This window comes from Rahnella sp. R3(2024) (genome assembly GCF_042920125.1).
In the GTDB taxonomy this organism is placed as follows: Bacteria; Pseudomonadota; Gammaproteobacteria; order Enterobacterales; family Enterobacteriaceae; genus Rahnella; species Rahnella rivi.
Genome location: NZ_JBHGBU010000001.1, coordinates 3,929,152 through 3,942,992, shown reverse-complemented (window position 1 = coordinate 3,942,992; position 13,841 = coordinate 3,929,152). Strand labels below are relative to the sequence as shown.

9 protein-coding genes are annotated in these 13,841 nt (G+C 53.3%); 7 read left to right on the top strand and 2 right to left on the bottom strand.

The genetic code is table 11. The features are described from left to right. Positions 1 to 3,057, bottom strand: a complete 3,057-nt coding sequence (locus ABSH60_RS17960; RefSeq protein ID WP_390975116.1) for an FAD-linked oxidase C-terminal domain-containing protein — start codon at positions 3,055 to 3,057, stop codon at positions 1 to 3. A 328-nt stretch (positions 3,058 to 3,385) separates the two neighbouring features. On the opposite strand from ABSH60_RS17960, the gene ydiK reads away from it, so the two are divergent. After that, a complete protein-coding gene (gene ydiK, locus ABSH60_RS17955; RefSeq protein ID WP_056773526.1) occupies positions 3,386 to 4,483 on the top strand; it encodes an AI-2E family transporter YdiK in 1,098 nt (365 codons plus the stop codon). Positions 4,484 to 4,908: 425 nt separating this feature from the next. On the opposite strand, the gene ppsA is transcribed toward ydiK, so the two are convergent. Continuing rightward, on the bottom strand, positions 4,909 to 7,284 hold the full coding sequence (gene ppsA, locus ABSH60_RS17950; RefSeq protein ID WP_122095591.1) for a phosphoenolpyruvate synthase: 2,376 nt from the start codon (positions 7,282 to 7,284) through the stop codon (positions 4,909 to 4,911). Between the two features lie 532 nt (positions 7,285 to 7,816). Between ppsA and ABSH60_RS17945 the strand changes: the two genes are divergently transcribed. From ABSH60_RS17945 to ABSH60_RS17920, 6 genes are all read left to right on the top strand, one after another. Beyond that, entirely contained in the window at positions 7,817 to 8,638 is an 822-nt protein-coding gene (locus ABSH60_RS17945; RefSeq protein ID WP_056773518.1) for a pyruvate, water dikinase regulatory protein, read from the top strand. A 127-nt stretch (positions 8,639 to 8,765) separates the two neighbouring features. Then, entirely contained in the window at positions 8,766 to 9,812 is a 1,047-nt protein-coding gene (locus ABSH60_RS17940) for a 3-deoxy-7-phosphoheptulonate synthase (RefSeq protein ID WP_390975113.1), read from the top strand. A gap of 344 nt (positions 9,813 to 10,156) precedes the next feature. Continuing rightward, a complete protein-coding gene (locus ABSH60_RS17935; RefSeq protein WP_390975111.1) occupies positions 10,157 to 11,191 on the top strand; it encodes a ChuX/HutX family heme-like substrate-binding protein in 1,035 nt (344 codons plus the stop codon). Then, positions 11,188 to 12,018, top strand: a complete 831-nt coding sequence (locus ABSH60_RS17930) for an ABC transporter substrate-binding protein (protein ID WP_390975109.1) — start codon at positions 11,188 to 11,190, stop codon at positions 12,016 to 12,018. The genes ABSH60_RS17935 and ABSH60_RS17930 overlap by 4 nt, the downstream gene beginning before the upstream one ends. Positions 12,019 to 12,035: 17 nt before the next feature. Continuing rightward, positions 12,036 to 13,043 carry an iron ABC transporter permease gene (locus ABSH60_RS17925; RefSeq protein ID WP_136375160.1) on the top strand — a complete coding sequence of 336 codons (1,008 nt, stop codon included), beginning with the start codon at positions 12,036 to 12,038 and terminating at the stop codon, positions 13,041 to 13,043. Beyond that, the gene (locus ABSH60_RS17920) at positions 13,036 to 13,824 is read left to right on the top strand and encodes a heme ABC transporter ATP-binding protein (protein ID WP_056773505.1); all 789 of its coding nucleotides are present in this window, start codon (positions 13,036 to 13,038) and stop codon (positions 13,822 to 13,824) included. Before ABSH60_RS17925 ends, ABSH60_RS17920 begins: the two co-directional genes overlap by 8 nt. The last annotated feature ends 17 nt before the right edge of the window (positions 13,825 to 13,841 follow it).

Genomic DNA, 13,841 nt, shown 5'->3' with positions numbered 1-13,841 from the left:
TCAGGGAATGATTTCAAGCAGAGCCTGTAGCGGATGGCGAACCCCATTACCCTCAATGCGTTTGACCTGGCTGCGGCATGAGTAACCCGTCGCCAGACAGCGCTGACGTGGTAAGCGCTGCAGCGAGGTATGCCATGACAGCTCATAAATTCCGAGTGAGTTTTTTAGATTTTTAGCTTCATGACCGTAGGTGCCTGCCATTCCGCAGCATCCGACGCTGACATTTTCCAGCTTCGCGCCGTAACGGGCAAAAATATCGCTCCACTGTTTTCCACTGGTCGGCAGCGCCGTGCTTTCGGTGCAGTGCCCAAACAGATACCACGATTCGCCGCTTTGCTGCTGCGCCGGACGTTCTGCCAGCCAGGTATCCAGCCATTCGTGCACCAGCTGAACCTGGAAAGACCCGCGGGTATCACCGAGAATTTCTTTATATTCATCGCGATAACACAATACCAACGCAGGATCGACGCCGACCATCGGCATTCCCAATTGCGATACGCGGTTGAGGAACAACGACGTTTTCTTCGCCGTTTTGGCAAAACGTTGCAGGAAACCTTTTATATGCTGCGCCTTACCGTTCGGGGAGAACGGCAACAGCACCGGCTTCAGGCCGAGTTTTTCGATTAAACGAACGAAATCAGCCACCACCTGCGCATCGTAGAAGCTGGTGAACGGATCCTGAACGACCAGAACATATTCCCCTCGCTGAGCCGGTGATATTTTTTCCAGCTGTTCGAGCGTCATCGTACTGGCGCGGTGCCCCAGCAATTGCTCGCGCAGCGTCGGAGAAGACAGCAGCGGCAGATCCACCATGCCGATGCTTTTGCGGCTCATCTCCCGCACCCAGGGTTGTTTAAGGAAGAAGTTAAACAACTTTGGCGCCCGCGCCATCAGCGGAGCATAACTTTCCACGCTCGCGACCACATGGTCGCTGGTTGGGCGCAGATAGCGAGTGTGATAAAGCTGGAGGAAACGCGAACGGAACCCGGGAACATCTATTTTTATCGGACATTGCGTTGAACAGGCTTTACAGGCAAGACAGCCTGACATGGCCTCTTTAACTTCATGTGAAAAATCATATTCGCCTTTATTGGCATGCCACGTATTACGCGTGCGATCGATCAGACTGCGGAAACTGAGGCCTTTTTCCGGCAGGGCATTTTCCAGCACCAGCGGATCAACGCCCTGCTCTGACAGCAATCTCAGCCACTCGCGCACCAGACCTGCGCGGCCCTTAGGCGAATGAATACGGCTGCCGGTAATCTTCATTGACGGGCACATCGGGCTTTTCACATCAAAGTTAAAACACAGACCGTTGCCATTACATTCCATCGCGCCACGGAATGACTGACGCACCTCGAGCGGAATGCGCCGGTCCAGGGTGCCCCGTTTGGCGGCATCCACTTTCATCATCGGCTCATCGCAGTCAAGCGGCGCACAGATTTTGCCGGGGTTCAGGCGGTTATCAGGGTCGAAGGCGGTTTTTATCCGTCGTAATTCATGGAACAACGTTTCGCCGAAAAATGCAGGACTGTATTCGGCGCGAAAACCTTTGCCGTGTTCGCCCCACAGCAAGCCGCCGTACTTGGCCGTCAGCGCCACCACCTCGTCAGAAATCTGTTTCAGCAACATCTCCTGCTGCGGATCACACATGTCGAGTGCCGGACGCACATGCAGTACACCCGCATCAACGTGCCCGAACATGCCGTAGCTCAGATTGTGGCTGTCGAGAAGTGCGCGAAACTCCACGATGTAATCCGCCAGATGCTGCGGAGGCACGCAGGTGTCCTCTGCAAACGGCAGCGGTTTTGCCTGCCCCTTGGCATTACCCAGCAGCCCGACCGCTTTCTTACGCATATTGTAAATACGTTCGATTCCGGCGAGATCGGCGCAAATCTGATAGCCAATCACCCCGCCTTCCTTGTCGCTCATGAGCCCGTCAAGACGTTCGCATAATGCACTCACCTGATCTTCAATCAGATCGGCGTCGTCACCGGCGAATTCAACAATGTTCAACCCCTGCATATCTTTGCCGTCAACGTCCTTAATGTACTCACGGACGCTGTGCCAGACGATATCCTCACGTGCCAGATTCAGCACCTTTGAATCGACGGTTTCCACTGACAACGCTCTGGCGTCGACCATAAACGGCGCGTTACGCAGCGCTGAATTAAAGGAGTCGTACTTAATATTGACCAGCCGACGCACTTTGGGGATGGGGGTGATATTCAGGCGCGCTTCAGTAATAAACGCCAGCGAACCTTCGGAACCGGTCAGGATCCGTGTCAGGTTAAATGTCTGCAGGTCATCGCTTAATACGTGGCGCAAATCGTAACCGGTGAGGAAACGGTTAAGTTTTGGAAACTTTTCAATCACCAGCGCTCGGTTATCGCGACAACTGTCTAATACCGTGCGGTAGATTCTGCCAATCACCGAGTCTTCTTCACCGAGTTTGTCGGCAAGCGCAGCAGGCATGGCGGTGGTATCGAGCATCTCCCCACCGAGCACAATCGCCCTCACCCCGAGAACATGGTCTGAGGTTTTGCCATAAACCAGCGACCCCTGCCCTGACGCATCGGTATTGATCATGCCGCCGAGCGTCGCGCGGTTGCTGGTCGACAATTCAGGTGAGAAGAAATAACCCAAGGGGCGCAGATAGTCATTAAGCTGGTCTTTGATAACACCAGCCTCAACCTTGACCCACCCCTGTTCAGTATTGATATCCAGAATACGGTTCATATGACGGGACATATCAACCACTATGCCGCGGTTCAGAGCCTGACCGTTCGTGCCCGTGCCCCCGCCGCGCGGCGCGAAGACCAGCGTTTTAAAACGTTCCTGCCCGGCAACGCGGGCAATCAGGGCAACGTCTGAGGTTGCCAGCGGAAACAGGACCGCATCCGGTAACAGCTGATATACGCTGTTGTCAGTCGCCATCGTCAGGCGATCCGCGTATGTCGTGGTGAGATCACCGGTAAAACCGTTGCTCTTTAAGGCTTCCAAAAAATCGAGCACCAGCTGGATGACACCCGGCGCCTGAGAAATCTGTGGGATCATTGAATTATGACTCTGTCTTTGTTGTATGCCTGGCAAACGCTAAGCGCTTGCCGGATCTGCCGGGCAGATCCACCCTGTTCTTTACCCAGAATAAAAACTAACATACTTCGTTTTTAAGCGCTCCGTCTGGTTGACCTTTGTTTCAATTGTTTCATGACGTTCCGCAAAATGCCGGTCTGGCAACACCGTGTTGCAACTAAATTTGCGGCGCGCTATCCAAACCTGACTGAATGTTCCATGATTATTGATGGATGCCGTCGGCGCGGCGTATCTCTATTTTGGAGGCTCAAGGCTGAAGCCTCTTCGTTTATCCTTATGAGAAACATGAATGAATCTCCCAATTAAACGTTATGACTTACCACAAATTATGTTTGGGGTGCTCTTTATTGCGCTGATGACTGTCGCCAGCATCTGGATAGTTCAGCCCTTTATATTAGGCTTTGCCTGGGCGGGCATGGTGGTGATTGCCACCTGGCCGCTGATGATCAAATTACAGCGCATTTTGTGGGGGCGACGTTTCCTTGCCGTCATCGTCATGACCCTGCTGCTGATCTTACTCTTTGTCTTACCCATTGCTTTACTGGTCAGCAGTGCCATTGAAAATGGCGCGCCGCTGGTGGCGCTGGCAGGCAATCCGTCGACCTTGCATATGCCGGATTTTCAGTGGCTGAAAGCGATCCCGCTGGTGGGCCATAAACTGTATTACGGCTGGCACGCGCTGATTAATGGCGGTGGCAATGTTTTGATGACCAAAGTACAGCCTTACGTCGGACAAACGGCATCCTGGTTCCTGACGCAGGCCGGGCATCTGGGGCGCTTTATCGTTCACTGTTCTCTTATGTTGTTGTTCAGCGCCCTGCTCTACAGCCGGGGTGAACAAGTCGCGATGGGGATCCGCCACTTCGCGGTGCGTCTGGCGGCAGAGCGCGGCGACGCGGCTGTCATCCTTGCCGGTCAGGCGATCCGCGCGGTCGCTCTGGGTGTGGTCGTGACCGCCATTGTGCAATCCGTTCTCGGCGGTATCGGGCTGGCGATTGCCGGCATTCCTTATGCGACCGTATTAACCGTCGTGATGTTTGTCTGCTGCGTCGCGCAAATCGGCCCGTTGCTGGTGCTTATCCCTGCCATCATCTGGCTTTACTGGTCAGGTGATAATACCTGGGGTACGGTGCTGCTGGTCTGGAGTTGTGTGGTCGGTTCACTGGATAATGTGCTGCGCCCGGTGCTGATCCGCATGGGTGCCGATTTGCCTATGTTGCTGATTTTGTCTGGCGTTATCGGTGGTCTGTTTGCTTTCGGCATGATTGGTCTGTTCATCGGCCCGGTAGTACTGGCCGTTTCATACCGCCTGATTTCGCTTTGGGTGCATGAGGCACCAGAGCCTGAGTCAAACCCGGAAGAAGCATTAAAAGCGCTAAACGAGTGATACCTTCAGACATTCACTAACGCTCTGGCGTTGTCTCATCTGAATAATGAGACAACGCCACTGCCTGTTATTCCCGCCAATATTTTTGTCTCTTCTTGTGTTAAAAAAACGTCTTATCCTCTTTCAGCTAATAATAAAACCTATTAGGAGGATTCTTACAGACTAAATACCTTGAGAAACCTAGTATTATTAACAGTTCGGATTTCAACCCACTGATTTATATACACGCTTTCCCCTAAAGCATGTATACCCCAAATTGCTGTGTGTAGTCTTTGCCTGTCTTCGTGACGGGCTTTTTTTTATCCAAAATTTGCCCTTGGTTATTTTTCGCACCTGACATGCCCCGGTATTTTTAGTTCATAAAAAAAGCCATCGCTTTTACACGATGGCCTGCATTCATTATTTCACTTACATTCGGAATTTATTTACTTGCCTGCCAGCGCCAGCCAGGTCTGCACGACGGTATCCGGATTGAGCGACAAGCTGTCGATACCCTCTTCCATCAGCCACTGGGCAAAGTCCTGATGATCAGAAGGACCTTGTCCGCAGATGCCTACGTACTTGCCCTGTTTCTTCGCTGCTTTAATCGCCATCGATAAAAGTGCTTTCACCGCTTCGTTACGTTCATCAAAGAGCTCAGACACCACGCCGGAATCGCGATCCAGCCCCAGCGTGAGCTGGGTCATGTCGTTTGAGCCAATAGAGAAACCGTCGAAGTGTTCAAGGAACTGATCTGCCAGCAGCGCATTCGATGGGATTTCACACATCATGATGACTTTAAGGCCGTTCTCACCACGTGTTAATCCCTGACGGGCCAGTTCTGCAACCACGGCTTCTGCCTGTGCAACGGTGCGAACGAACGGGATCATCACTTCAACATTGGTCAGGTCCATGTCATTACGCACCCGTTTCATGGCTTCACATTCCAGCGCAAAACAATCGCGGAAGCTGTCTGACACGTAACGGCCCGCACCACGGAAACCCAGCATCGGGTTTTCTTCATGCGGTTCGTATTTCTCGCCACCGACCAGGTTGGCGTATTCATTCGATTTGAAATCAGACAAACGCACGATCACGCGTTTTGGCCAGAAAGCCGCGCCCAGCGTGGCGATCCCTTCGGTCAGACGCGCCACGTAATACTCACGCGGGCTGTCATATCCCTGAATAAGTTTACTGATTTCGGTCTGCAACTCCGGCGTCTGCTGGTCAAATTCCAGCAATGCTTTCGGATGCACCCCTATCATGCGGTTGATAATGAATTCTAACCGCGCCAGACCAACACCTTCATTTGGCAGGCAGGCAAAATCAAATGCGCGATCCGGGTTACCGATATTCATCATAATTTTCAGCGGAAGCGCCGGAAGTTCATCTACCTCAGAACTTTGTATCGTGAAGTCCAGCTCATCCTGATACACATAACCGGTGTCGCCCTCGGAACAGGACACCGTGACCTTCTGGTTTTCTTTCAGTTTTTCAGTGGCATCACCACAGCCAACCACTGCCGGGATCCCCAGTTCACGGGCAATGATCGCCGCATGACAGGTTCGGCCACCGCGGTTGGTGACAATCGCCGACGCTTTTTTCATGATCGGTTCCCAGTCAGGATCGGTCATGTCGGTCACCAGTACATCGCCGGGCTTAACGTGATGCATTTCACTGATGTCATGAATGATTTTAACCGGGCCCGCGCCGATACGGTGACCGATTGCCCGGCCTTCCACCAGCACGTTACTGCTGCCGTTGAGCTGGTAACGCTCCATCACCTGGCCGTTAGAGCGTACAGTTTCCGGGCGCGCCTGCACGATATACAGCTTGCCGTTATGTCCGTCTTTCGCCCATTCGATATCCATCGGACGGCCATAATGTTTTTCAATTAACAATGCCTGACGCGCCAGCGCCTGAATTTCTTCGTCCGTCAGCGAGAATGTTGTGCTGAGTTGGGCGGGCACATCTTCAATCTGAACTTGTTTGCCATGCTCCTGGCTGGCTGCATACACCATGCGAATTTTCTTGGAGCCCATGGTGCGGCGCACGATGGCCGGCTTGTTTTTCGCCAGCGTCGGCTTGTGCACGTAGAACTCATCCGGGTTTACCGCGCCCTGAACCACCATTTCGCCCAGGCCAAAGGCTGACGTGATAAAGACCACCTGATCAAAACCAGACTCAGTATCTATGGTGAACATCACCCCTGCGGCCGCAAGGTCAGAACGCACCATGCGTTGAACGCCGGCTGAAAGCGCAACGCCGCGATGATCATAACCCTGATGCACACGATACGAGATTGCACGATCGTTAAATAACGACGCGTAAACGTGCTTCACTGCAGTCAGTACGGCATCGAAACCCTGAACGTTGAGAAATGTTTCCTGTTGCCCGGCAAAAGAGGCATCGGGCATATCTTCAGCCGTGGCGGAAGAACGCACAGCAAAAGAAGCATCAGGCTCACCTTCAGAAAGTTGCTGATAAGCCTCGCGCAGGGAGGCTTCGAACTCAGGCAGGAAAGGCGTTTCCACTATCCACTGTCGAATTTTTTCCCCCGCCTGCGTTAACTGCGCAATATCATCTACATCGGTTTTATCCAGTAACTCATGGATGCGATGATTCACGCCGCTTTGGTCGAGAAAGTCATTGAAAGCCTGAGAGGTGGTGGCAAAACCATTAGGGACAGATACCCCTAACTCAGACAAATTGGTGATCATTTCCCCGAGGGATGCGTTCTTGCCCCCGACTTTATCAACGTCGTTCATACCCAGTTGGTTGTACCAGATAACATTGCGTAAATCGGGATCGAGATGAGCCATGAAACAATCCTTTCTTAATATTCAGTAGGAGAGCAGAGAGTCGTCATTCATTCGCACAGTCAGAAGACAAATGACTTAATTTTATCTGACAGCGTGTCTGTTAACACCGGTTCATATATCACGCTGTTATTTCGAGACTAGCATAATGATCCATAAGAGCATGACAGGTGAATCGATCCAGCAAAACAAACTATTTTTGTTTCGGAAAATTCCACAGCCCGGCAGCAAACCGTTCAGGTGGAAATCACAATATTCCTTATGAATCAGCATGAAATTGTCTGTAAACCCGTCACAAACATCAGGCTACCAGAGAAGCTGACGCACTGCTGAAGCAAATCAAAAAGCTGCGGAGAATCGCGAAAAAATTAAAATCCCATTTCATTTATTACAGTCATTTTGCGCACTGTCTCGCAGCAATGAACATAAGTCTGAGGGTCAGATGAAATAGCCTTTTTATTTATGAAATTTCTCGGTATTACTAAGCGTGTTCCCGAAAGGGTGAGGTAAACAGAAAGAATTTCAGGAGCGGTGTGTGGACAGATGTGTATTTTACATTTCCGACGGTACGGCAATTACGGCTGAGGTATTAGGCCATGCCGTGTTGTCACAGTTTCCGGTCAACGCGACCACGTATTCGCTCCCTTTCGTCGAGAGTGAGGAACGCGCTAGAAAAGTGTGCGAGCAAATCAACACCATTTATGAAAACACGGGTGACCGCCCGCTGGTGTTTTACTCGATCGTTTCACCGGACATTCGTGACATCATCAAAGCCAGTGAAGGGTTTTGTCAGGATATTGTGCAGTCTCTGGTGGCGCCGCTGCAAAATGAGCTGGGCGTGGAGCCAACGCCGATTGCCAACCGCACGCACGGCCTGACCGCCAGCAATATCACTAAATACGATGCACGTATTGCCGCCATTGATTACACCCTGGCCCATGACGACGGGATTTCTTTGCGAAATCTGGATCAGGCGCAGGTGATTTTGCTGGGCGTGTCCCGCTGCGGCAAAACACCGACCAGCCTCTATCTGGCACTCCAGTTTGGGATCCGCGCGGCAAACTACCCGTTTACCGCCGATGATATGGATAATATTCAGCTGCCTGCGGCACTGAAACCTCATATGCATAAGCTTTTCGGGCTGACCATCGACCCTGAACGCTTAACCGCTATACGTCAGGAACGGGTGGAAAACAGCCGCTACGCCTCCCTGCGCCAGTGCCGGATGGAAGTCTCTGAAGTGGAAGCACTTTTCCGTAAAAACCAGATCCGCTATCTCAACAGCACAAACTATTCTGTTGAGGAGATTGCAGCGAAGATCATGGACAGCTTCGGCATGAGTCGCCGCATGTTCTGAGCCTTTTGCTGATGTGGGTGGCATAACCCGCCAACAGTGGTTGAATTCATCTGTTATTACGTTATTGTGATCGCCATCACTTCCCGGTATTCCTGCCGCAGCGAAGAAACAAATTTTAGAGAGCACCATGTCACAAACAGATGAGCTGCGTACGACGCGCATCGACAGCCTGATTACGCCTCAGGCACTGGCAGATAAATTGCCAATATCCCCGTCGGTCGCCCAACACGTGATGGCATCACGTAAACGTATTGAAAAAATTATTACCGGTGAAGACCCGCGTCTGCTGGTGGTTGTCGGGCCCTGCTCAATTCATGATATTGAAGCCGCTATTGATTACGCCGGAAAGCTGAATGTTCTGCGTGAGAAATATCAGGATCGCCTTGAAATCGTGATGCGAACCTATTTTGAGAAACCCCGCACCGTGGTGGGCTGGAAAGGTCTGATTTCAGATCCGGAGTTAAACGGCTCATGCCGCGTTAATGAGGGTATCGAGCTGGCGCGCAAAGTCTTACTGGCCATCAATGAGTTGGGTATTCCTACCGCGACCGAATTTTTGGATATGGTGATCGGCCAGTATATTGCCGATCTCATCAGCTGGGGCGCTATCGGTGCGCGTACCACTGAGAGCCAGATCCATCGCGAAATGGCGTCCGCCCTGTCCTGTCCGGTGGGTTTTAAAAACGGTACAGACGGCAACACTCGCATCGCCATTGATGCTATGCGCTCCTCCCGCACCAGCCATATGTTCCTGTCGCCGGACAAAAACGGTCAGATGACGATCTATCGCACCGCCGGTAATCCTTACGGCCATGTCATTATGCGCGGTGGTAAAAAACCGAATTATCATGCTGAAGATCTTAAACAGGCATGTCTGAATCTTGCCGAATTCGACCTGCCACAGCGCCTGATCATTGATTTCAGTCACGGTAACTGTCAGAAACAGCACCGGCGCCAGCTGGATGTTGCGGCCGATATCTGCGAGCAAATTCGCAGCGGTTCAACAGCGGTAGCAGGCATCATGGCGGAAAGTTTCCTGGTCGAAGGGACTCAGCCTATCGTGCCCGACAAACCGCTGGTATACGGAAAATCCATTACCGACCCTTGCCTGAGCTGGGAAGATACAGAAACGCTGCTGTCCATGCTGACGGATGCTACCGACAGCCGGTTCTGATCCCTTCCGGTAAACCGCGCAAGAGAGCCCAGGGCAACGTTCACGTTGCCCTTTTTTATGCCTTCAGATCGCCCTGACGTTCACCTCAATATGTTCCAAACCACTGCGTTATCCCCCGGTATTTAAAGGGCTATTTTCCGAAAATTACATTCTGCCAACAAAAATTTTCTTGATGTGTTTCTGCAATGATTTGATAATGATTATCAAATTGATATTAATTCCCATTACCATGCCTGAGCGAGATAGTGGTCAGTCGGAAGAATATTTTACAAATCATTCACATAACAGCTGAAATTTTTATCTGCCCAATGGCGGATGACGTTTAAGACTACGAGGAGACAGCCATGCATTCAGTTCACTATCAGGATTATTTACAGGCAAAAGACGCTAATCCAGGTAAATACGCACGCGATCTGGCCAACATTCTTGGTATCAGCGAAGCCGAATTAACGGCCCTGCGCGTTTCCCACGACGCAGCAAGACTGAATGTTGATGCCCGCACGCTGCTCGCCGCGCTGGAACACGTCGGCGGCACAAAATCCATCACCCGCAACGAATATGCCGTTCACGAACAACAGGGCCATTATCAGAATCAGCATCTGAACGGACACGCCGGGCTTATCCTCAATCCGCGTGCGCTGGATTTGCGCCTGTTCCTGCAACACTGGTTGCACATTTTCAGCATGACGGAATCCACCGCTCGCGGCGATCGTCACAGCATTCAGTTCTTTGATGCTCAGGGCGAGGCGGTGCATAAAGTCTATACCACCGATGAAACGGACATGGCGGCGTGGAATGCGCTGGTTGAACAGTACAAAAGCGACGTTAACCCGCCGCTGCAACTCGAAGCCGCACCCGCTTCACCGGAACCGACACCTGCAGACACCAGCACTCTTGATGCCGAATGGCGTGCGATGACAGACGTTCACCAGTTTTTCCAGTTGCTTAAACGTCATGATGTCACGCGCCAGCAGGCATTCAACGCGGTTGGCGATGATCTGGCCTGGCGGGTTGAAAACGATTCCCTCACGCGTTTACTGAACATCGCCAAAGACAGTCAGAACGAGATCATGATTTTCATCGGTAACAAAGGCTGTGTGCAAATCTTCACCGGCAAGATCGAAAAAGTGATGCCACACGGCGAATGGATCAACGTTTTCAATACGCGTTTCACGCTTCATCTGGTGGAAAGTGCCATTGCAGAGAGCTGGATCACCCGTAAACCTACCAAAGATGGCTTTGTCACCAGTCTGGAACTGTTCGCCGCAGATGGCACTCAGATTGCGCAACTGTATGGTCAGCGCACCGAAGGCACGCCTGAACAAACGCAATGGCGCGAACAGCTGGCACAACTGAGCAACGAAGGCGCCACGGCATGAAACACACACTGAAAACGCTGATCGCCACCGTCGCCCTGCTCTCTTCGCCGCTGCTTCACGCCGCAGAAAAGCTGGTCAGTATCGGCGGTGACGTGACTGAAATTGTTTACGCACTGGGTGCGGGCAATGAACTGGTGGCGCGCGACAGCACCAGTCTGCGCCCTAAAGCCGTGCTGGCGCTGCCGGACGTCGGCTATATGCGTCAGCTTAATACCGAGGGCATTCTCTCCATGCACCCGACGATGGTACTGAGCAGTGAACTGGCCGAGCCTTCGCTGGTATTACAGCAATTGGCACAAAACGGTGTGAAGGTCGTCCGCGTGCCAGGTATGGCGTCAGTGGATGCCGTGCCGAAAAAGATTGATGTGATTGCCAAAGCGCTGAACCGTCAGGCTGAAGGTGAAAAGCTGATTGCGACTTATCGCACCCAGCTTTCTGCCGTCAAACACGATCCTCTGCCGGTAAAAATGCTGTTTGTGATGAGCCACGGCGGCATGAACTCGATGGCCGCCGGTCAGGATACGGCAGCCGATGCGATGATCACGTCGGTTGGCGCGAAGAATGCCATGCAAGGTTTCAGCCGCTATCGTCCGCTGTCCCAGGAAGGGGTGATTGCCAGCGCGCCGGACATTTTGCTGCTGACCGCTGACGGAATTAAAAGTTTAGGCGGAATGGATCAGGTGTGGAAATTACCCGGCGTGGCAATGACGCCAGCCGGTAAAAACAAACGCGTACTGGTGCTCGATGATATGTCCCTGCTGGGCTTTGGATTACAAACTCCGGCAGTGATGACTCAGCTCCGTCAGGCGGCGGAAAACGTTAAATGAGCAGCATGAGCCCCCCAATGCCATCCCGCCGGCGCTCGCCGGTCTGGGCGCTCACGGGCCTCGGTGGAGCTCTGCTGCTGCTGGCTATTCTGGCGGCGAATACCGGTGCCATGTCGCTGTCTCTGCGCACTCTGGCTGGCCTGCCGTTCAGTGACGGATTGTGGCAGGTGTGGTTAACCGTCCGCCTGCCGCGCGTGTTGCTGGCGGTGGTGGTCGGCTGTGCGCTGGCAAGTTCCGGCGCGGTGATGCAGGGGCTGTTCCGCAATCCGCTGGCCGATCCGGGCCTGCTTGGGATCAGCAGCGGTGCCGCGCTGGCGGTGGCGCTGACCATCGTGATGCCGCTGGCCCTGCCGCCGTTGCTGGCGTTGTACAGCCATATGATCAGCGCTTTTGCCGGCAGCCTGGCGATTTCACTGGTGGTTTTCACGCTGAGCCGGTTCGGACACGGCGGATTATCGCGCCTGCTGTTGGCCGGAATTGCGATTAATGCACTGTGCGGCGCGGCGGTTGGCGTGCTGACCTATGTCAGTGACGATCAGCAACTGCGCCAGTTCTCGCTGTGGAGTATGGGCAGCCTCGGGCAGGCGCAATGGCCGACGCTGGCGGTGGCCTCCTCCCTTATTTTGCCCGCCTGTATCGCCACCTTTTTCATGTCACGCCGTCTTAATATTTTGCAACTGGGCGAAGAGGATGCGCATTACCTCGGCGTCAATGTTCGCCGGACGCAGTTGCAATTGCTGCTTCTTAGCGCGCTGCTGGTCGGTGCCGCGGTGGCTGTGTCAGGCGTGATTGGTTTTATCGGACTGGTGATCCCGCATTTGCTGCGCATGCGCATCGGTGCCGATCATCGCTGGCTGCTGCCGGGTTCGGCGATGGCGGGTGCCTGCCTGCTCTTACTGGCCGACACGCTGGCCCGCACACTGGTGGCACCGGCAGAAATGCCGGTCGGGTTGATCACCAGTATCATCGGCGGTCCTTATTTTTTATGGCTGATTCTTCGCCCTGGAGTACCGCGTAATGTCTGATTTTTCCTCCGCCCTGGTGGCAGAAAATCTGGTGTACGCCGTTGAAGGCCGCCGGTTAATTGACGATGTGTCGCTGAGTCTGCACAGCGGTGAAATGGTGGCGTTGATTGGCCCTAACGGTGCCGGAAAATCGACACTGATGCGCATGCTGACCGGCTATCTGGCACCGCAAAAAGGCCGTTGTACCTTGCAGGGAAAAGCGCTGACAGAGTGGCCCGCGCAGGAACTGGCGCGTACCCGTGCGGTAATGCGACAGAACAGTACGCTGGCGTTTGGTTTCAGTGTGCGGGAAGTGCTGACGCTCGGGCGGTCGCCGCATGGTCAGCTGAATATGCAGCAGGCGCTGAACGACGTCATGGCGCAAACCGGTTGTCTGAATCTGGCGGATCGTGATTATCGTCATCTGTCAGGCGGTGAACAGCAGCGCGTCCAGCTGGCCCGCGTACTGATTCAGCTCTGGCAGCCCGACCCTTCACCGCGCTGGTTGTTTCTGGACGAACCGACATCGGCACTGGATTTGTATCATCAGCAACATGCGCTGCGCCTGTTACGCCAGCTGACGCAGCAGACGCCGCTGTCCGTGTGTTGCGTGCTGCATGATCTGAATCTGGCGGCGCTGTATGCCGACAGGATCATTTTGTTGCACAGCGGCAGAGTGGTCGCCAGCGGAACACCTGCCGCAGTATTGAGCGAGGAGACATTGAGCCGCTGGTATCAGGCAGATTTGAACGTCTGCCCGCATCCGGAAACGGCGTTACCACAGGTCTTTCTGCGGCAGTAAATCTGCCCGCAGAGCGT

What these genes read in the sequence shown, in the direction of transcription:
- ABSH60_RS17935 (WP_390975111.1), top strand. Translation starts at nt 10,157, where the DNA reads ATGCATTCAGTTCACTATCAGGATTATTTACAGGCAAAAGACGCTAAT.
- ABSH60_RS17940 (WP_390975113.1), top strand. Translation starts at nt 8,766, where the DNA reads ATGTCACAAACAGATGAGCTGCGTACGACGCGCATCGACAGCCTGATT.
- ydiK (WP_056773526.1), top strand. Translation starts at nt 3,386, where the DNA reads ATGAATCTCCCAATTAAACGTTATGACTTACCACAAATTATGTTTGGG.
- ppsA (WP_122095591.1), bottom strand. Translation starts at nt 7,284, where the DNA reads ATGGCTCATCTCGATCCCGATTTACGCAATGTTATCTGGTACAACCAA.
- ABSH60_RS17925 (WP_136375160.1), top strand. Translation starts at nt 12,036, where the DNA reads ATGCCATCCCGCCGGCGCTCGCCGGTCTGGGCGCTCACGGGCCTCGGT.
- ABSH60_RS17920 (WP_056773505.1), top strand. Translation starts at nt 13,036, where the DNA reads ATGTCTGATTTTTCCTCCGCCCTGGTGGCAGAAAATCTGGTGTACGCC.
- ABSH60_RS17960 (WP_390975116.1), bottom strand. Translation starts at nt 3,057, where the DNA reads ATGATCCCACAGATTTCTCAGGCGCCGGGTGTCATCCAGCTGGTGCTC.
- ABSH60_RS17930 (WP_390975109.1), top strand. Translation starts at nt 11,188, where the DNA reads ATGAAACACACACTGAAAACGCTGATCGCCACCGTCGCCCTGCTCTCT.